Consider the following 20,730-nt stretch of genomic DNA (forward strand, 5'->3'; position numbering starts at 1 on the left):
GGAGGCTCCATGACTGCCCATGGAAAGCGAGTGCCTGGAATGGAAATCAACGTCCAAATTGTACAAGCCATAAAAAAACTGTAGGCAAACTCGATTTCCTTCAAGTTTGCCTACAGTCTGAAACAGCCATGGGCTGTTTTTTTGTTTATTAAAGTTTTGCGCTGCGCTTTAAAGACATACCGACAAAGTCACGGAATAGCGGCTGTGGACGGTTAGGGCGTGACGTGAATTCCGGATGGAATTGAGAAGCCACAAACCAAGGATGATCTTTCAATTCAATGATTTCAACCAGACGACCATCTGGACTTGTACCGGAAAAGACGAATCCTGCCTCTTCCATAGCCTGACGGTAGTGGTTATTGAATTCATAACGGTGACGGTGACGTTCATAAACAACCTCATCATTATAAGCTTCGAATGCTTTAGTTCCTTCGATAAGCTTACATGGATAAAGACCAAGACGCAGTGTACCACCCAAATCTTCAACATCCTTTTGCTCAGGAAGAAGATCGATGATTGGATCTGGAGTATCCTCTTTGATTTCAGCTGAATGTGCTTCTGGCAATCCTAAGACGTTACGTGCATATTCAATGGATGCCAACTGCATGCCTAAACAAATTCCGAAGAACGGTGTTTTTGTCGTGCGGGCAAATTCGGTGGCTGCAATTTTCCCTTCGATTCCACGATCTCCAAAACCACCAGGAACAAGGATTCCATCTGCACCTTGAAGAAGTTCGGCAACATTTTCTTTTGTTACATCTTCAGAATTCACCCAGTCGATTTCAACATCTGCATCAAATGCGTAACCTGCATGCTTAAGTGCTTCCACTACAGAAAGATAAGCATCTTGCAATTCAACATATTTTCCGACTAGGGCGATTTTCGTTTTCTTTGATAAAGAAGTAACCTTTTTGACCAATTCTTTCCAATCTTCCATATCCGCTTCGCCACAGTCCAATTTCAAGTGATCACAAACGATTTGATCCATATTTTGTGCTTGAAGCGCAAGAGGGATGGAGTAAAGTGTATCCGCATCAAGACACTCGATAACAGAATTTTTATCAATATCGCAGAATAAAGCGATTTTATCCTTCATATCTTGTGAAATTGGGCTTTCTGTACGTGCAACGATGATATTTGGCTGAATGCCAAGACTGCGTAATTCTTTTACACTATGCTGTGTCGGTTTTGTTTTCATTTCACCAGCAGCTTTGATGTAAGGTACAAGTGTACAATGGATATACATAACATTATTGATTCCGATATCACTTTTAATTTGACGAATCGCTTCAAGGAATGGAAGTGACTCGATATCCCCAACAGTACCACCAATTTCGGTGATGACTATATCTGCATTCGTTTCATTACCTGAACGGAAAACCCGTTCTTTAATTTCATTCGTGATATGGGGAATGACTTGAACTGTTCCACCTAAATAATCGCCACGGCGTTCTTTTCTCAGGACAGTCGAATAAATTTTACCTGTAGTCACATTGCTGTGTTTACCAAGGTTGATATCAATAAAACGCTCATAGTGACCCAAATCCAAATCCGTTTCAGCACCATCATCCGTTACAAACACTTCACCATGTTGATATGGACTCATCGTACCTGGATCCAAGTTGATATAAGGGTCAAACTTCTGGATGGTAACATTCAATCCCCTATTTTTTAAAAGTCTACCTAAAGAAGCGGCCGTTATCCCTTTTCCCAAGGAAGAAACTACTCCACCTGTCACAAAAATATATTTTGTCATCTTATATCCTCCTATAGAATGTTTTCTTCCAATGCTGTTCTTCACATTTCAATCAGAACCTGCATCAAATCTTCCGCCACACAAGCGGTTAAAAGCTAAAAACCGTAAATCGGTACAAACCATTAATCACTTAAAGGTCTTTAGTGAGAGTCATGCAGGATACATGAACAAGAATAAATTTCCTTAAATGACAGTAAACAAAATATGTTCTCTATAGTTTTTACAATTCTACGAGAAATCATTTTTAAAAATAAAAAAATGATGTCATTTATTCATTCCATCATTAAAAACAAAAACGCTCCGCTTACAATAAAAGTAAGGGAGCGATATAATTTAATCATTGTGTCCTTTTTTAAGGAGCCCAAAAATGATTCTACAAATTTCGCCTCAAAAAGTCAAGGGCGATTATTTATTTCTCTTTATCTTCATCCAACTCTTCTTCGTCTTCATCTTCGTCCTCATCATCTTCCAGGACAAATGCATCATCTTCAATTATTTCTTCTTCCAGATCGTCATCATCATCCACGTCATCATCCAAAAGCACTTCGTCGATAACTGGAGTACCTAGGATATCATCATCGTCGTCATCTTCATCTTCGTCCAGATCATCGACATCTTCTTCAAAGTCAAGATCTTCGTCTTCAAGTTCATCGAAATCGTCGATAACGACAGCAGCCTTTTTAGCTTTCTTTTTCTTTTTAGGTTTAACAACATGTACAACTTCTTCTTCGATTTGGTCAACTGGGTACCATGTTTTCAATCCCCAGCGGTTGTCTCCAAGTGAAGTGAAGCGGCCATCCACATTTAAATCCGTGTAGAATTGTGCGATTCTTTTTGCCACTTCCGCTTTAGATAAATGGTGCAGCGAAGCTAATTCACTTATTAATTCTTTAAATGGAATCGGTTCATTTCTTTCCACTAACAAATCATATGCCATCTCAATTAAGGACATTTCCAATAATTGCTCTTTTGAGTGTTGTTTTAAACTCAAATTCCGCACTTCCCTTCTCTATTCAAACACTGAAATCCGTGTTTTTTCACATAAAAAAATAATCTAAAACAGTATTTCGATAAAATAACGACAATTCCTGCTAGACATATACTCCATTATAAACAATCTAAATGGGTTTATGCTAGTTCTATCTGATACTTTCACAGATTTACCTTAAGGTCTCTCGTTCACAGGACTGAAAAATCATTCATTTTCTTTTTTCGATTTCTGACGATAGGCTGCCGTAAAAAAGACAACAGTCAGGATAAAAAAAGAGATGGCACCCAATTGGTGCTCATACAGCTCAAATAAAATAATGATGGCAAGAATGTAACCTATGATCAACCCAATCATTTTCAGGTTCATTTTCTCAACTCCAATAGGGCTGATTCTTCATTTTTGCCCCTTTTCCAAATAATTATAAGGTAAAATCTTCATTTTGTTAAAAAAGACGGAAATTATTTAAAAAAAGAGGCTCCTAAACGTCGGAGCCCCCTTCTTACACTACATATTTCTTCGATATTGACCGCCTACATCGTATAGCGCCCTGGTTATCTGGCCCAAACTGGCCACTCTCACGCAATTCATGAGTTCAGCAAAGATATTTTCCCCATTCATGGCAGCCACTTTCAATTTTGTCAGGGCTTCATCAGTGAACTCCTTATTTCTTTCCTGAAATGCCTGAAGGTTGATGATTTGCCCTTCCTTCTCTTCTTTTGTTGCACGGGCAATCTCCATGCTGTTCACAGCTTCTTCAGAAGGAGGATTTGGGTTCAAATACGTATTGACCCCAATGATAGGCAATTCGCCCGTATGCTTTTTCATTTCATAATGCATCGATTCATCCTGGATTTTCCCGCGCTGATACTGTGTCTCCATTGCACCCAACACACCGCCTCGATCATTGATGCGATCGAACTCTTGCAGTACAGCCTCTTCAACCAGATCCGTCAATTCCTCTACGATGAAGGAACCTTGCATCGGGTTTTCATTTTTTGAGAGCCCATGCTCCTTTGTAATGATCATTTGTATGGCCATTGCCCGGCGAACGGATTCTTCTGTAGGCGTCGTGATGGCTTCATCGTACGCATTGGTATGCAGGGAGTTACAGTTGTCCTGCAGTGCCATTAAAGCCTGAAGTGTCGTTCTGATATCATTAAAATCAATTTCTTGCGCATGAAGGGAGCGCCCTGAAGTCTGTATATGATATTTCAGCTTCTGGCTACGTTCATTCGCACCATATTTATCCCGCATGACTGTAGCCCAAATCCTTCTTGCCACCCTGCCGATAACCGTATATTCCGGATCCAGTCCATTCGAGAAGAAGAACGACAGATTCGGGGCAAAGTCATCAATATTCATTCCGCGGCTTAAATAATATTCAATGTAAGTAAAGCCATTCGCTAATGTAAAAGCCAGCTGTGAAATGGGATTGGCACCCGCTTCTGCAATGTGATAGCCAGAAATGGATACAGAGTAATAGTTCCTGACTTTCCGATCGATGAAATAAGCTTGAATATCCCCCATTAACCTTAAGGCAAATTCCGTAGAGAAGATGCATGTATTCTGGCCTTGGTCTTCTTTCAGAATATCCGCTTGAACAGTTCCGCGTACTGTTTGAAGAGTATAAGCCTGCACTTCTTCAAGTTCGGCTTCCGTAAGAGAACGGCCTAACTCTTCTTCTTTCCGTTGAACCTGCTGATCGACTGCAGTATTCATATACATGGCCAAAATGATTGGTGCCGGTCCATTGATGGTCATGGATACAGAGGTCGAGGGGTGGCATAGGTCAAAGCCTGCATACAGCTTTTTCATGTCATCAAACGTACAGATACTGACTCCGCTTTCCCCTACCTTTCCATAGATATCAGGCCGGTGATCAGGATCCTCTCCATATAGAGTTACAGAATCGAAAGCCGTACTTAGCCGTTTAGCATTATCATCCTTTGACAAATAATGAAAACGCCTGTTGGTTCGGTCGGGCGATCCTTCGCCGGCAAATTGCCGCTTCGGGTCTTCCCCTTCACGCTTGAATGGAAAGACTCCCGCTGTGTAAGGAAAGAAGCCCGGAACGTTCTCACGGAATACCCATCCTAAGATCTCTCCATAATCAACATATTTAGGCAGTGATACTCTCGGAATCATTAAACCTGATAAACTTTTAGTTTTCAGCTTCGTGATGATTTCTTTATCCCTGACTTTCGTTACAAACTGTTCCCCCGCATACTTTTCCTTTAAATCCATCCATCCAGAAAGGATTTTTTTAGATTCAGGTGATAAATTCGAAGCGGTTTCCTTTTTCAATTTTTCTAAAGAAGCCACCATGTCTTCGTTGTTCTCATTTTCCTTAACTGCTTCAATTGCTCCTTCAATCTGGAAAAGCCTGCGGGCAATACGCACTTGTTCAGCCGCACGTTTATGATACGATCTGACCGTATCACTGATTTCACGTAAATAATAACGACGATCAGTTGGAATTATGACATTTTGCTTGTAAACATCCGCTTCTTTCGAAAAGGCGGTACTCCAATCCGTCCCTGATTTTTCATTAAGCTTTTCAATCAGTGCAGCGAATAAAGCATTGGTGCCTGGGTCGTTGAATTGGGAAGCGATCGTTCCATATACTGGCATTTCAGATGGATCTTGATCAAAAAGCGTACGGCTTCTTTGGTATTGTTTTTGAACTTGGTTTTTAGCATCTTCGGAGCCTTTGCGCTCATATTTGTTAATGACTATCAAGTCTGCGTAATCAATCATATCGATTTTTTCAAGTTGGGAAGGCGCACCGAATTCACTCGTCATTACATACATGGATACATCGCATATCTCGGCAATTTCTGCATCTCCCTGACCAATTCCACTCGTTTCAACGATGATTAAATCGAAGCCAGCTGCCTTCACGACTGAAATGGCATCCCTTATCGCCAAAGACAACTCACTTTTTGAATGACGCGTGGCCAAGCTTCGCATATAAACACGCTCTGAAAAGATCGCATTCATTCTAATCCTGTCACCAAGCAAGGCACCGCCTGTTTTTTGTTTGGTCGGGTCGACAGAAAGAATGGCGACTTTCTCGTCTGGAACTTCGTTAATGAACCTTCGTATCAATTCATCAGTCAATGAACTTTTTCCGGCGCCGCCCGTCCCTGTAATCCCAAGGACCGGAACCTTCTTTTCCGAAGTCTTGATCTGCTCAAAAAGACTCTCCACCGCTGCCGCCGATTCCTGTGAAGCATCGAGTCTATTTTCAGCAAAGGTAATGAATTGGGCAATGGCATTTGTCCCCCCTGCGATCAATTCATCAAATCGTTCCTGTAAAGATGGTTTGACAGTCGAGAAATCACACTCCTCCATCAATACATTTATCATGCCTTGAAGCCCATATTCCCGACCTTCATCGGGAGAAAAGATACGGGCAATCCCATAATCATGGAGTTCCTTAATTTCCCTCGGGATGATGACCCCGCCTCCGCCGGCAAAAATCCGAATGTGCTCGGCTCCCTTTTCCTTCAGTAGGTCATACATATATTTAAAATATTCCACATGCCCGCCTTGGTATGATGACATGGCTATGCCTTGAACATCTTCCTGGATGGCCGCATTCACGATCTCCTCCACCGAACGATTATGACCTAGGTGAATGACTTCTGCCCCGCTGGACTGAAGGATTCTCCTCATTATGTTGATAGATGCATCATGTCCATCAAATAAACTCGAAGCTGTAACGAATCTGATATGGTTCTTCGGTTTATACACTTTGACTGTACTCATTTGGCTCCTCCTTATTGAAACATATTTATATCAGTGCTTTTCTGAAGCGATACATTTTGAATCAATAATTGCGTCTGCAGTTCAACATACTCTTGAAGCGTATACTGTTTATGCAAAGCCCATCTTCTAAAACTCCACATCTGTCCCTGAACGAAAATGTTATGTGAAACAAGGCTTATTTGTTTTTCAGTCAAAAACAGCTCCCCATTCTCAACACATTTCGTTATCACCTTTTCGAACATGCCTACCATCCGAAGTTCCTTGTTTAGAACATAAGGTAAGGCATCTTTCGTCAAAGCTTTCACTTCCTGATACATGACCAGCACTTCGTCCTGCATATCATCCATCACTTTATAAAAATAGGCGATCGTCAGCTTCAAACTTTCAAGTGTCCCATCACTCTGTTCTATTTCTTTCTGAAGCTTTTCCTGGACTTCATCATAGATAAAGTCACAGACGAGATATAATATATCTTCCTTGGTTCGGATATACTCGTATAACGTGCCGATACTAAAGCCGGCCGCTTTGGCGATTTCCCTGGTAGTCGTACGATGAAATCCCTTTTCCTTAAAAAGGGTCACCGCTCCTTTAATCATTTGTGTACGCCTTTTTTCAACCAGCCGCTCATCCTTTACAGATGCAAGAACCTCTCTTTTTTCCATTTTCAAACTCCTTTTAGAAAGCCCATCATTTAATTACCAAAGACATCCTTCCAAATAAATTGAAAAGGGAATTCCGGTAAGGGCAGTGCCTTATCGGAAAACCTCAGTTTCAATCCTATTTAGTAACCATCCGTGAGATGACCAGCTTTTGAATTTCCTGTGTACCTTCGTAAATCTGGGTTATTTTCGCATCGCGCATATACCGCTCTACTGGATAATCTTTTGTATATCCATAACCCCCGAAAACTTGGACGGCTTCTGTCGTCACTTTCATTGCTGTATCCCCGGCAAAAAGTTTGGACATGGCCGACTCTTTTCCATAAGGAAAGCCCTCTGATTCCAACCAGGCAGCCTGATAGGTTAATAGCCTGGAAGCTTCAACACCTGTTGCCATATCCGCCAATTTAAAACCGATTCCTTGCTGTGCAGAAATTGGCTTGCCGAATTGGACGCGCTCTTTTGCATAATCAACTGCGGCATCCAATGCACCTTGGGCTATGCCTACGGCCTGGGCAGCAATTCCATTCCGTCCGCCATCAAGCGTCATCATTGCAATTTTAAAGCCTTCCCCTTCTTTTCCAAGGAGATTTTCTTTAGGAACTCGGCACTCATCAAAGATGATTTCCGTGGTCGGTGATGAACGGATTCCCAGCTTCTTCTCTTTTTTACCAACACTAAAACCAGGGAAGTCCTTTTCAACGATAAAGGCACTCGTTCCTTTTTGTTTGGATTTTGGATCTGTCAATGCAAACACGACATATGTATCCGCAATCCCGCCATTCGTAATGAAGATTTTTGAACCGCTGATAATATATTCATCACCTACAAGCTTTGCAGTCGTTCTCATACCGCCTGCATCTGAGCCTGAGCTGGGTTCAGTCAGGCCGTATGCACCGATTTTTTCACCCTGTGCCATCGGGCGAAGGTATTTTTGTTTTTGTTCTTCAGACCCAAATTTATATATTGGCCATCCTGCGAGCGAAGTATGGGCTGATAAAGTCACCCCAGTAGAAGCGCAAACGCGGGAAAGTTCCTCAATCGCTATGCAATACGCTAAGTAATCACTTCCAATTCCGCCGTATTCCTCAGGCCACGGAATCCCAGTCAATCCAAGTTCAGCCATTTTATCGAAGATCCCACGGTCAAACCGTTCTTCTTCATCCCTCTCGGCAGCTGTCGGAGCCACTTCATTCTGGGCAAAGTCGCGGACCATTTTTCTGATCATTTCATGTTCTTCCGTTAATTTAAATTGCATGGCTATGCCCTCCAAAAATTTATCGTAATTATAGATTTTTACTAATGACCATTCTCTGTATTTCGCTGGTACCCTCATAAATTTCAGTTACCTTTGCATCCCTGAAATAGCGTTCGACCGGATATTCCGTTGTATAACCATAGCCTCCGAAAACTTGGACTGCTTCTATCGCCACCTCGACAGCCGTCCTCGAAGCGAATAGCTTAGCCATGGCCGCCTCTTTACCGCACTTCAATCCCTGCGAGCGTAAATAAGCCGCCCGATAGACCAGTAGCCTTGAAGCTTCTATGCCCGTTGCCATTTCAGCCAGTTTGAAACCAATCCCTTGCTGTTTGGCAATAGGTTTGCCGAATTGCACCCTGCTTTTTGCATATTGGACGGCATGTTCCATGGCACCCTCAGCAATTCCCAGCGCTTGGGCAGCAATCCCGATCCTTCCCACATCCAAGTTGGCCATTGCGATCTTAAAGCCTTCACCTTCTTCGCCAAGGAGATTGGCTGCAGGGACTTTCATATCCTCGAACGTTACCTGCACGGTGCTCGAGCCATGAAGGCCCATTTTACGTTCATCTTTACCGATGATTAAGCCTGGGGTTCCTTTTTCCACGATAAAAGCTGATATTCCCTTGCTTCCCATCTGCGGATCGGTTGAGGCAAAAACAATGAACACATCAGCTTCCCCGCCATTTGTGATGAATACCTTTGATCCATTTATTCGATATACTCCGTCTTCCTTTACCGCCTTTGATTTCAAACTCGCAGCATCCGAACCTGAGCTTTGCTCAGTTAAGCAAAAGGCGCCAAGAAATTTACCAGCAGCTAACTTAGGCACATATTTTTGCTTCTGCTCATCCGTTCCAAAATAAACGATTGGATTTGTGCCAACAGAAGTATGAACGGACAGTATGACACCGAGAGTGGGACTTACTTTGGAAATCTCATTGATGGCGATGATATAAGACATAAAGTCCATACCCGTGCCACCGTATTGTTCCGGGATAGGGATTCCCATCAAACCAAGCACACCCATTTTTTGCAGTATCGTTTTTGGAAATTCGCCTCTTTCCATTGCCTCGATATGAGGGGTAATCTCATTCACCGCAAAGTCGCTTACCATCTTCCGTATCATTTCCTGTTCTTCGGTAAACTTGAAATCCATTCCTTCACTCCTTCCTAGGTGCAAATTCTTTCTATGATTAGTTATATTCGTAAAAGCCGCGTCCTGATTTCTTGCCTAGCCACCCAGCTTTTACATATTTCCTTAACAGCGGACACGGTCGATATTTATCGTCACCCAGTCCTTGGTGAAGGGTTTCCATTATGTATAAGCATGTGTCGAGCCCAATGAAGTCAGCTAGTGTAAGCGGGCCCATCGGATGGTTCATTCCCAGCTTCATTACATCATCGATCGCCTCTTTAGTAGCGACGCCCTCGTAAAGTGTATAGATGGCCTCATTGATCATCGGCATTAAAATCCTATTCGCTACGAAACCTGGAAAATCATTGACTTCCACCGGTACCTTGTTCAAGGTTTCTGCCATCTTTTCAACTTCTTTATAAACTTCATCCGATGTAGCAAGGCCACGAATGATTTCAACCAGCTTCATGACTGGAACGGGGTTCATGAAATGCATGCCAATTACCTTTTCAGGCCTTTTCGTGGCTGCGGCTATCTCGGTAATCGGAAGCGAAGAAGTGTTGGATGCAAGAATGACGTGCTGTGGTGTGATTTCATCCAACTCGGCGAATATTTTTGTTTTAATTTCCATATTTTCCACTGCAGCTTCAATTACTAAATCCACCGCTGCTGCATTTTTCAAATCCGTCGATGACGTCAAGCGGGAAAGGATTGAATCTTTCTCCTCGGATTCCATTTTCCCTTTTTCAACTTGCCGGGAAAGGTTCTTGGTGATTGTCCCTAATCCCTTTTCTACATACTCATCTTTTAAATCGTGTAAAAGAACTTCATAACCGCTCATTGCACAAACCTGAGCAATGCCAGATCCCATCTGTCCCGCACCAATGACCATCACTTTTTGAATGCTCATGAAAACCCCTCCTCAATAATCTATGAAACTATCATCCTTGTTTCGGCACTTCGATTAAAATGGCATCTCCCTGACCGCCGCCACTACAGATCGCTGCGATGCCCAAACCTCCTCCGCGACGTTTCAATTCATGCATCAGTGTAATGATGATGCGGGCACCACTTGCACCGATTGGGTGACCTAATGCTACAGCCCCTCCGTTAACATTCACTTTTCCCGGCTCGATGTTGGCAATTTTCCCACTTGCCAGTGCAACCGCTGCAAATGCTTCGTTCACTTCAAACAAATCAATTTCCTCTATCGATTTACCTGTCTTCTTCAGGAGTTCATTTATGACCAAACCTGGCGTTTTAGGGAAGTCCTTTGCTTCCACTGCAACTTCTGCATGAGCTAAAATATAGGCAAAAGGCGTTTTCCCTTCTTTTTCCGCACGTTCCTCACTCATCAATACGAGTGCACCTGCCCCATCATTGACACCCGGAGCATTACCAGCCGTAATGGTCCCCTCATTATTGAAAGCTGGACCTAATTTAGCTAACTTCCCGGCAGATGTATCTTTTCTTGGGGCTTCATCATGTTCGATGGTAATTGGTTCGCCTTTTCGCACAGGCACCTGTACGGAAATGATTTCTTCTGCAAGAATACCGCCATCGATTGCTTTTATCGCCTTTTGATGACTCTCGTAAGCCCAGCTATCTTGTTCCTCACGGGTGATTTCAAGATCCTCGGCAGTACTGTTTCCGTAAGTCCCCATATGAGCGCCTGTAAAGCTGCAGCTAAGTCCATCCGAAATCATGGTATCCTTCAGTTCGCCATCACCCATCCTTAGTCCCCACCTTGCTTTCGGAAGGATATAAGGCGCATTGCTCATCGATTCCATTCCGCCGGCAACAATGATTTCTTCTTCACCAAGGCGAATGATCTGATCAGCAAATGTGACACTGCGAAGTCCTGATGCGCATACTTTATTAATGGTTTCCGTTTTCACTTCCCAAGGCAACCCAGCATGACGTGCTGCCTGGCGGGAAGGTATTTGTCCTTGGCCCGCTTGAAGCACATTCCCCATGATGACCTCGTCTACTTCGCTGCCTTCAATCCCTGCCCGAACAAGTGCCTCTTTGATTGCAATTCCACCAAGTTGTGATGCCGTCAAACTGCTAAGACCACCGCCAAATTTACCAAAAGGTGTTCTCACACCGCTAATAATCACTGTTTTTGCCATCATTATTTCCCCCTATAAGTAACATTGATTGAACGCTCGCTCAATATGGAGTTAAAAAAATAGTGTTGTAAGCGCTTAATATCATACTATATTATACAATTTTCCCAAAAATGAAAATATTTAGTTTGTAAATATTGAAAAAAATTACCTGCTTCCATTTATTTCATCCCATATAGAAGAAGCAGGCAATTCCATTTTAAATTAGGATGCAATCGATTTATTTTCACCAATGACCGCTTTTTCGAGTAGTTCTGCTACATCATACGTTTTAACATTTTCCTCAACTTCTTTTGCTTTCGTCCCATCAGATAGCATGGTCAGGCAATAAGGACATCCGGAACTGATCACTGTTGGACTGACGGCTAGTGCTTGTTCAGTACGGGCCACATTAATGCGGTTACCCGTTTCCTCTTCCATCCACATCAAACCGCCTCCAGCTCCACAGCACATACCCTTTTCACGGTTACGCTCCATCTCGATAAGCTTCACACCATCAATGGATTGTAAAATTTCACGCGGCGGGCTGTAAACTTCATTGTACCTTCCCAAGTAACAGGAATCGTGGAATGTAATGGTCTCATTCACCGGATACTGTGGCACCAACCTGCCTTCACTAACAAGTTTGGCTAACAATTCAGTATGATGGTACACTTCCGCTTCCAATCCGAAATCCGGATACTCATTCTTAAAGATATTGTATGCATGCGGATCGATCGTAACGATTTTCTTTATTTCATTCTTTTGGAATTCTTCTATATTTTTCATTGCAAGTTCCTGAAAAACAAACTCATTACCCAATCGACGAGGAGTATCCCCTGAGTTTTTCTCCTTATTTCCGAGAATCGCAAACTTGACGCCCGCTTCATTCATTAATTTAGCAAAGGAAAGGGCAATTTTCTGGCTTCGGTTATCGTACGACCCCATTGAACCCACCCAGAATAAATACTCGAATTCTTCTTCTGCCTTTTGTAATTCCTTCACGGTAGGGACGCTAACATCTTCCCGAAGGCTGCGCCAATCTTCTCTCTCTTTACGGTTCAGTCCCCACGGGTTTCCTTGACGTTCAATATTTGTCATGGCACGTTGAGCATCAGGATCAAGCCTGCCCTCTGTCAACACTAGATAACGGCGCATATCGATGATTTTGTCGACATGTTCATTCATTACCGGGCATTGATCTTCACAGTTCCGGCATGTTGTACAAGCCCAAAGTTCTTCTTCCGTAATGACTTCACCAATCAAGCTCGGGCTGTAAGCTTCCGTTGCTGCAGCTGATTCCTGCGCCCCCTGCGCGGCACCAGCCAAAGCTATCTTATTTCCCTTGTTATTTCCAAAAACAAAAGATGGTACCCATGGCTGCTTCGTTGTAACAGCAGCGCCTGTATTTGTTAAATGGTCACGCATCTTGATGATGATATCCATTGGTGACAGCATTTTACCGGTACCTGTAGCCGGGCACATATTCGTACAGCGCCCGCACTCCACACAGGCATAGAGGTCCACCATTTGATACTGCGTCAAGTCTTCGATATATTTGGCACCGTAATATTGATTGCCTTCTTTGTCGAGGACCTCTTCTTCCAAATCAACCGGTTTCAATTTCCCTGGATTGTCCAGGCGATTCAGGAATACATTTATCGGACCGGCAATCAAGTGAGCATGCTTAGATTGCGGGATATAAACAAGGAAAGATAGTATGATCAGTAAATGCAGCCACCAAGCTACATAAAAAACTACTGTTGCTGCTGTTGTTCCCATCCAGCCGAATAGGAAAGCGATGCTTGATGCGACTGGCTCTGACCAAGTTGCATCGTGACCATGCCAGATCATTCCCATTCCATTCCCCAGTAATACGGTAATCATGATACCGGTAATGAAGATGACAACCAAACCTGCTTTGAAATCCCTTTTCAAGCGAACGAGCTTCTCGACATAACGACGGTAAGCCGCCCATAGGATTGCAACAAGAACGGTAAGCGTCACAATTTCCTGGAAGAAAGTAAAGGCTGGATAAACAGGGCCAAACGGTAAATGCCACCCCGGTCTTAAACCTTTGACGAAAAAGTCAATTGCGCCAAATTGCACTAAGATGAAACCATAAAATAACAAGGCATGAATGATTCCGCTCTTTTTATCCTTAAAGAGCTTCTTCTGTCCAAATACATAAACCCCTATTTTCACAAGACGATCTTTCACACGGTTATCGAATTCCACTTTTTTGCCAAGTTTTATATAAGCTATACGAGTTTTTATCAAATAGACAAATAAACCGGCGGCGTAAGCGATTACAAGCAGGAATGCAACTAAGTTGATCCATAGTAAGCCATTCATTTCCATGCAGTCTTTCCCCCCTCTAAGTAAATTGTAAATGCCAGGTAACCATTTAAATAAAATAGAAAAATGGCATTTTTCTGAAATTTGATTAATTCCATTATATAATGAATGAGCATTCAGTCAACTTTTTTCTTTCTAAAAAAAATTTAGTTTTATGCACTTTAATGTATAATTCGACAATTCCGTAAATTCCCCTTCTGTATTCTAAAAAAAATGAGGACCTTTTCCCCCGCTTTTTAATGGTTACTAACAGGGAATTTGAGCCAAACTAAAATGAAATCATTTAGGGGGGATTTTTTTTGAAAATAATCACTAAGCTTGCCTCTATATTTTTATTGATCTTCACTTGGTGCTGGGTTGATCTTAAGTTAGGGCATAAGCGTTATATGAAACAGGCAACCACCGTTAAATATCCGCCTCGGAACAGTGACATGACTGTATTCACTTCAGGGAAAATCCTGTTTGATGATTTTATGAAAGAGGTCAAGCAAGCTAAGGATTCCATCCATATCCTTTTTTATATTGTAAAAAATGATAAATTCAGCAAGGACTTTTTGAATTTACTGCAATCAAAAGCGGAAGAGGGCGTGGAAGTGCGGCTTTTAGTCGATTGGGTAGGAGGTAAAAAGATGTCCCGCAAATCCATTCAGGAACTAACTAAAAGCGGCGTTCATTTTTCTTTTAGCTTTAAACCGAAACTCCCCTTCCTTTTCTATACAATACAAAAAAGAAACCACCGTAAAATTACAGTGATAGACGGCAAAATCGGCTATCTTGGCGGCTTTAATATCGGTAAGGAATATATAAACCAAGGGGAGAAGCTGAACCCTTGGAGAGATTATCATTTGAAAATGACCGGAGAGGGGGTCAAGGACCTTCAGGAAGTCTTCCTCACGGATTGGTTCCATGATACAAACGAGGATTACAGGGGAACACCTGCCTATTTCCCGACACTGAATCCTGGGTCGCAGGCAAATCAGGTTGTCGTCATGAATGGAAGTGATCTTGAATTGTCCATGACACGATTGATACAGCAAGCCAATAAAAAGATCATTATCGGGACTCCATACTTCATTCCCAGTGAAACTTTATTTCACGAATTAAGGGAAGCCCTTGCACGCAATGTTTCCGTTACGGTCATCGTGCCCGAAAATTCAGACCATGCCCTTGTCAAGGAAGCTTCCTTTCCCTACTTTCGGGTACTATTAAAAGAAGGGGCAGAAATCATGCAATTTCAAAAAGGGTTCTACCATTCCAAAGTGATACTGATTGATGATACAATCTGTGATATCGGTACGGCTAATTTTGATAAACGCAGTTGTTTTTTAAATAGTGAAATCAATTGTCTGGTATTTGACCCGACATTCATAAGAGATGTAGAAAAGGAATTGGCGGTCGACCTAGCTGAATCCAAGCCATTAAGCGGGGACGCGCTATCCTCCATGAATGTAGTCCGTTCAGTAAAAGAATCGTTGGCTTCCATCCTTTCCCCTTTTCTTTGAAATCCCGTTGTTCAAGGAGAAAAATATAATGAAAATAAGATTTGGTTTCGTATCCAACGCCACCTGTTTATGGGAAGCTTCTCCAGCTAAAACACTTACTTTCAAGCGATATAGCACACTTGGCACGGAAAAAGGGATGGAAAAACTCCTGAGTGTGACACGGCAGAACATTGAAAATACCTTAAGGGTCCTTCAATATAACACCGCCCACCAAGTAGAAATATACCGGATGTCCAGTTCCATTGTGCCTTTAGCCACACATCCCGAAATAGAATGGGATTTCGTGACTCCTTTTAAAAAAGAGTGGAAACAGCTTGGGGATTGGGTTACTGCACACAAGATGAGGGTCAGTTTTCACCCCAATCAGTTTACGCTGTTTACCAGCCCTAAACCTGAGATTACACAAAATGCCGTAAAAGATATGGAGTTCCATTATAAAATGCTGGAAGCAATGGGCATTGCGGACACCTCTTTCATCAATATCCATGTCGGTGGGGCCTATGGTGATAAAGAGTCCGCCATAGTAAGGGTTCATGACAACCTTAAATCGCTTCCTATGCATGTCAAGGAAAGAATGACTTTGGAGAATGATGATAAAACGTATACAGCATCTGAAACACTGAGCGTATGTACAAGGGAAGGCATCCCACTTGTATTCGATTACCACCATCATCTCGCAAACCTTTCAGATGAGCCGCTTAACGAGCTGCTCACCGAGGTGTTCACCACTTGGAGTCAGGCAGGGGCGGTACCAAAGATTCATATTTCATCCCCAAAATCGGCAGGTGAATTTCGCTCGCATGCAGATTATATCGATTTGGACTTTATCATGCCCCTTTTTAAAGTTCTTAAAGAGCTTGGACAGGACGTGGATTTCATGATCGAGGCCAAGATGAAGGACCGGGCAATGCTGCAGCTGATTGAAGATATATCTAAGGTTCGTGGTGTAAAAAGGGTGAGCGGCGGTGCAGTCGAGTGCTAATTAACCTAAAAAAAAAAGCGGCTGTTTCGCTAGAAACAGCCGCTTTTTCCATTACATTTTTTCCGGTGCCGAAACCCCGATTATAGCTAATGCATTCTTTAAAGTAATTTGGACGGATTTAACCAGTCCTAGACGTGCCTTACTTCTCTCCAACTTTTCAACATCCAAAACCTTATCAGCATTGTAGAAGCTGTGGAATGTGGAAGCGAGGTCGAATATATAATTCGTCATGCGGTGAGGCATACGTTTTTCGGCTGCTTCCGCTATTGCCTGCGGGAATTCACCTAACTTCTTCAAAAGCTCCACTTCTTTTTCAGTAGAAAGGGAAGAGAAATCAGTGATTCCTTCATAGCTGATCCCTTGTTCCACACCTTGGCGTAAAATGCTGGAAATGCGGGCGTGAGCATATTGTGCATAATAAACCGGGTTATCATTGGATTGTGATACCGCAAGATCCAAATCGAAGTCCATATGAGTATCCGCACTTCTCATCGCAAAGAAATAACGTGTTGCATCCAGTCCTACTTCCTCAATAAGATCACGCATCGTAACTGCTTTACCAGTACGCTTACTCATCTTCATTTTCTCGCCATCCTTGTACAGGTGAACAAGCTGGATGATTTCCACTTCAAGCTGCTCACGTTTGTACCCTAACGCTTCGATCGCTGCTTTCATACGCGGGATATAGCCGTGGTGGTCCGCACCCCAGATATTGATCAACGTTTCAAAGCCGCGCTCCAATTTATTCCGGTGATAGGCAATATCAGGTGTCAGATATGTGTAAGACCCATCCTGTTTAATAAGCACCCGGTCCTTATCATCGCCTAATTCCGTAGAGCGGAACCATGTAGCCCCTTCTTCCTCATAGACATGGCCCCTTTCCCTCAACACTTTGAGGGCTTCATCAATTTTACCGTCTTCATATAGGGATGTTTCCGAGTACCATACATCAAATCCGACACGGAAATTTCCCAAGTCCGTTTTCAATTTTTCCATTTCATATTTCAAGCCGTACTCACGGAAAAATTCAAAACGTTCCTTTTCATCCGCATTTACATATTTATCCCCATATTCACTTGCGAGCGTTTTACCGATTCCAATGATATCTTCGCCATGATAACCGCCCTCAGGCATATCCTTTTCGAGGCCAAGTGCCTGGAAATAACGGGCTTCTATGGAAATGGCCAAATTATTGATTTGATTACCTGCATCATTGATGTAGTATTCACGTGAAACATCATAACCTGCTTTAGACAGGATATTACATAACGTATCACCTACTGCTGCACCACGGGCATGACCTAGATGGAGATCACCGGTCGGGTTCGCGGAAACGAACTCCACTTGGATTTTTTCACCTTTTCCAAAGTCACTTTCCCCATATGCTCCATCCACTTTCAAAATGACAGGAATCAATTCTGTCAAATAAGAATTATTCATGTAGAAGTTTATGAAACCTGGTCCTGCAATTTCTATTTTTTCAATGGACGCTTTTGAATTGTCAAAGTTTTCGATGATTGCTTCTGCTATCATTTTGGGTGCTTTCTTTGCAACCTTCGTTAATTGCATGGCCATATTCGTGGAGTAATCTCCGTGTGTTTTATCTCTTGGAAGTTCCAATACAACATTTGGAATCTGCTCTTCCGTTGCTAAACCAGCTTTAATGACCGCCGCTTTAATTTCTTCTTTCAGTTTTTCCTGTACCTCTTTTACTATATTCATGTGCTATGCTTCCTCCTTATAGGAAATCGTCATCTCATATTGACCGGGTTCGCTTCCCTGCATATGTAACGTATATTTAAGAACAAGTTTCCCTTGTTTGGACTGCTCATCCCATTGATGATGAATTTTCTTCGTGGTCGTCCGTAACCCTAACCTGCCATATATACTTTCATAATGTCCATTTGTCGCTTCCTGTAGGCGGAAAAGCTGCCTCATTTTAATGGCACCATTTCTAAGCAGGATCGTTTCATCCTTTTTGTGCTTGATGGTCGTTTGTGTTTGACCGACTTCACTTTCCTCTTTATATTGCAAATATAAATCTGAACCTTTATACATTTTTGTACCAAATGTGACCAGCTCATACGTTTCGGTTTCTGAGCCATGCTTGATTTTTGTCTGTAAAGTCACTTTAATAGCATGCTTATCTATATCATGAAGAGTCAAAGCTACACTTCCTTCATCATGTCGTTCTTAACTTTATAAGTATAAATACTCTTCAAGGAAGTTTCAACTTGGAGCGGAAAATAAAATGTAATTCCAAAAAATTGAGGATAAACTGTCGAAATCATCTTGTTGCAATTCATTTGATTTTAACGCAATAATGACTCCATTGGGTGGAATTAAAAAAGAGTCAATCAGGTGTAAATTCTTTTCAGGGATGGATAAAAAAAGACCATTCCTGCTAAAAAACAGGAACAGTCAAGTCTTCCATCCATTAACCTTTTTGAACCCAACCTAAAATCATTTCGCGAATCAGCTTGCTCGCCGTGTTCGCTGTCTGCTCGGATGGGTCATAAATCGGTGCAACTTCAACTAAATCGCAGCCGACTACATTAATTTCAGATCGGGCTATCTCATGAATCGAAGCTAAAAGCTCTTTTGAAGTGATGCCCCCACAATCTACGGTGCCCGTTCCTGGCGCATGCGCTGGATCAAGAACATCGATGTCGATCGTTACATATACAGGACGCCCTGCTAACTGCGGCAGTACTTCTTTAAGAGGTTCAAGAACTTCAAATTTAGAGATGTGCATGCCGTTTTCTTTTGCCCATTGGAATTCTTCCTTCAAACCGGAACGGATGCCGAAAGAGTATACATTTTTCGGACCGATAAGCTCCGCGGATTTGCGGATGATGGAAGCATGGGAAAGTGGTTCTCCCTCATAATCCTCACGTAAATCTGTATGGGCATCCATATGGATGATGGCCATATCGGGATACTTTTTGTACATGGCTTTGATGACAGGCCATGTGACAAGGTGTTCGCCTCCCATCCCCATTGGGAACTTACCTGCATCCAACAAGCTGTCGACAAATTTTTCAATCATATCGATGCTGCGCTGCGGATTACCAAATGGTAATGGGATATCTCCGGCATCAAAGAATTTAACTTCTTCTAATTCACGATCTAAATATGGGCTGTACTCTTCCAAACCAATCGAAACTTCTCGAATCCGGGTAGGGCCGAAGCGGGAACCAGGACGGAAACTTACGGTCCAGTCCATCGGCATACCGTATAGCACAGCTTCAGATTCTTCAAAAACTGGGTGGCTTTTAATGAATACATTGCCTGAATAGGCTTCATCGAATTTCATGGTCCACGCCTCCCTTATTTCACTAAATCTTGAACGAATTTAGGCAGAACGAAAGCTGCTTTATGAAGTTCTTTTGTATAATATTTCGTTTCGATTTCATGAAAACGGTCTTCCGTCACTTCTAATGGATTATATTTTTTCGACCCGATCGTGAACGCCCAAAGGCCGCTTGGATACGTCGGGATATTCGCTAAATAAAGGCTAGTGATTGGGAATATTTCTTTTACATCACGTTGTACATCACGAATTAAGTCTGCTTTAAACCAAGGATTGTCTGATTGTGCCACAAAAATCCCATCTTCTTTCAAAGCTTTGGAAATCCCGGCATAAAAACCTTTAGTGAATAAATTGACAGCAGGTCCAACAGGTTCAGTTGAGTCGACCATGATCACGTCATATTCATTTTCACTTTTGGCGATGTGCATGAAGCCATCCCCCACTTGTACGTCTACACGCGGATCTTCAAGCATGCCTGCAATTTCAGGCAAGAATTTCTTTGAGTATTCGATGACTTTCCCATCGATATCCACCAATGTAGCTTTTTTTACGCTTGGATGCTTCAGGATTTCACGGATAACTCCTCCGTCCCCTCCGCCAACAACCAAAACGTTTTCTGGATTAGGATGAGTGAATAAAGGAACATGGGCTACCATTTCATGGTAAACGAATTCATCGCGCTGTGAAGTCATTACCATGTCATCCAACAATAGCATATTGCCCCACTCTTCCGTTTCAATCATATCCAGCTTTTGAAACTCAGTTTGCTCCGTATGTAAAGTACGATTCACTTTCATCGTAATACCAAAATTCTCTGTTTGTTTTTCAGTAAACCAAATGCTCATTTATTAACGCTCCTTTTCCATTTCATATTGTCAGTCACCTAATAGGTTC

General features: G+C 42.4%; 16 protein-coding genes. 2 read left to right on the forward strand and 14 right to left on the reverse strand.

Going from position 1 to position 20,730, the window contains the following annotated elements:
• Positions 1-148: 148 nt before the first annotated feature.
• The 10 genes from ACDZ29_RS09615 to ACDZ29_RS09660 all read right to left on the reverse strand — a co-directional run bounded on the left by ACDZ29_RS09615 (position 149) and on the right by ACDZ29_RS09660 (position 14,036).
• Positions 149-1,756, reverse strand: coding sequence for a CTP synthase (locus ACDZ29_RS09615; RefSeq protein WP_289314294.1), 1,608 nt, complete (start codon positions 1,754-1,756; stop codon positions 149-151).
• A gap of 409 nt (positions 1,757-2,165) precedes the next feature.
• Positions 2,166-2,756 (reverse strand): DNA-directed RNA polymerase subunit delta, encoded by a 591-nt coding sequence (rpoE, locus tag ACDZ29_RS09620; protein ID WP_370016871.1) that lies wholly within the window; start codon positions 2,754-2,756, stop codon positions 2,166-2,168.
• Positions 2,757-2,951: 195 nt separating this feature from the next.
• Complete coding sequence (locus ACDZ29_RS09625; protein ID WP_289327067.1) at positions 2,952-3,113, reverse strand: hypothetical protein; 162 nt, start codon at positions 3,111-3,113, stop codon at positions 2,952-2,954.
• 138 nt (positions 3,114-3,251) lie between these two features.
• Positions 3,252-6,518 carry a fused isobutyryl-CoA mutase/GTPase IcmF gene (gene icmF, locus ACDZ29_RS09630; protein ID WP_375090746.1) on the reverse strand — a complete coding sequence of 1,089 codons (3,267 nt, stop codon included), beginning with the start codon at positions 6,516-6,518 and terminating at the stop codon, positions 3,252-3,254.
• Between the two features lie 11 nt (positions 6,519-6,529).
• The gene (locus ACDZ29_RS09635; RefSeq protein ID WP_289327069.1) at positions 6,530-7,180 is read right to left on the reverse strand and encodes a TetR/AcrR family transcriptional regulator; all 651 of its coding nucleotides are present in this window, start codon (positions 7,178-7,180) and stop codon (positions 6,530-6,532) included.
• 115 nt (positions 7,181-7,295) lie between these two features.
• A complete protein-coding gene (locus ACDZ29_RS09640) occupies positions 7,296-8,435 on the reverse strand; it encodes an acyl-CoA dehydrogenase (RefSeq protein WP_375090747.1) in 1,140 nt (379 codons plus the stop codon).
• Between the two features lie 28 nt (positions 8,436-8,463).
• On the reverse strand, positions 8,464-9,594 hold the full coding sequence (locus ACDZ29_RS09645; protein ID WP_289314288.1) for an acyl-CoA dehydrogenase: 1,131 nt from the start codon (positions 9,592-9,594) through the stop codon (positions 8,464-8,466).
• Positions 9,595-9,631: 37 nt separating this feature from the next.
• A complete protein-coding gene (locus tag ACDZ29_RS09650) occupies positions 9,632-10,483 on the reverse strand; it encodes a 3-hydroxybutyryl-CoA dehydrogenase (RefSeq protein WP_370016873.1) in 852 nt (283 codons plus the stop codon).
• 31 nt (positions 10,484-10,514) lie between these two features.
• Complete coding sequence (locus ACDZ29_RS09655; RefSeq protein WP_289327073.1) at positions 10,515-11,705, reverse strand: acetyl-CoA C-acetyltransferase; 1,191 nt, start codon at positions 11,703-11,705, stop codon at positions 10,515-10,517.
• A 201-nt stretch (positions 11,706-11,906) separates the two neighbouring features.
• Entirely contained in the window at positions 11,907-14,036 is a 2,130-nt protein-coding gene (locus ACDZ29_RS09660) for a (Fe-S)-binding protein (RefSeq protein ID WP_289318256.1), read from the reverse strand.
• Between the two features lie 302 nt (positions 14,037-14,338).
• On the opposite strand from ACDZ29_RS09660, the gene cls reads away from it, so the two are divergent.
• On the forward strand, positions 14,339-15,541 hold the full coding sequence (gene cls, locus ACDZ29_RS09665; RefSeq protein WP_289327074.1) for a cardiolipin synthase: 1,203 nt from the start codon (positions 14,339-14,341) through the stop codon (positions 15,539-15,541).
• A 28-nt stretch (positions 15,542-15,569) separates the two neighbouring features.
• Positions 15,570-16,523, forward strand: a complete 954-nt coding sequence (gene uvsE / locus ACDZ29_RS09670) for a UV DNA damage repair endonuclease UvsE (protein ID WP_370016876.1) — start codon at positions 15,570-15,572, stop codon at positions 16,521-16,523.
• Between the two features lie 51 nt (positions 16,524-16,574).
• Here uvsE and argS read toward each other — a convergent pair whose 3' ends face one another.
• From argS to speE, 4 genes are all read right to left on the reverse strand, one after another.
• Positions 16,575-18,245 carry an arginine--tRNA ligase gene (argS, locus tag ACDZ29_RS09675; protein ID WP_289327076.1) on the reverse strand — a complete coding sequence of 557 codons (1,671 nt, stop codon included), beginning with the start codon at positions 18,243-18,245 and terminating at the stop codon, positions 16,575-16,577.
• A gap of 3 nt (positions 18,246-18,248) precedes the next feature.
• Positions 18,249-18,689: a DUF1934 domain-containing protein gene (locus ACDZ29_RS09680; protein ID WP_289314282.1), complete on the reverse strand. Its 441-nt coding sequence runs from the start codon at positions 18,687-18,689 to the stop codon at positions 18,249-18,251.
• A 271-nt stretch (positions 18,690-18,960) separates the two neighbouring features.
• Entirely contained in the window at positions 18,961-19,839 is an 879-nt protein-coding gene (speB, locus tag ACDZ29_RS09685; RefSeq protein ID WP_289327077.1) for an agmatinase, read from the reverse strand.
• Positions 19,840-19,853: 14 nt separating this feature from the next.
• On the reverse strand, positions 19,854-20,681 hold the full coding sequence (gene speE / locus ACDZ29_RS09690) for a spermidine synthase (RefSeq protein WP_053348438.1): 828 nt from the start codon (positions 20,679-20,681) through the stop codon (positions 19,854-19,856).
• Positions 20,682-20,730 lie beyond the last annotated feature (49 nt).

Source organism: Peribacillus sp. RS7 (assembly GCF_041956845.1).
Classification (GTDB): domain Bacteria; phylum Bacillota; class Bacilli; order Bacillales; family DSM-1321; genus Peribacillus.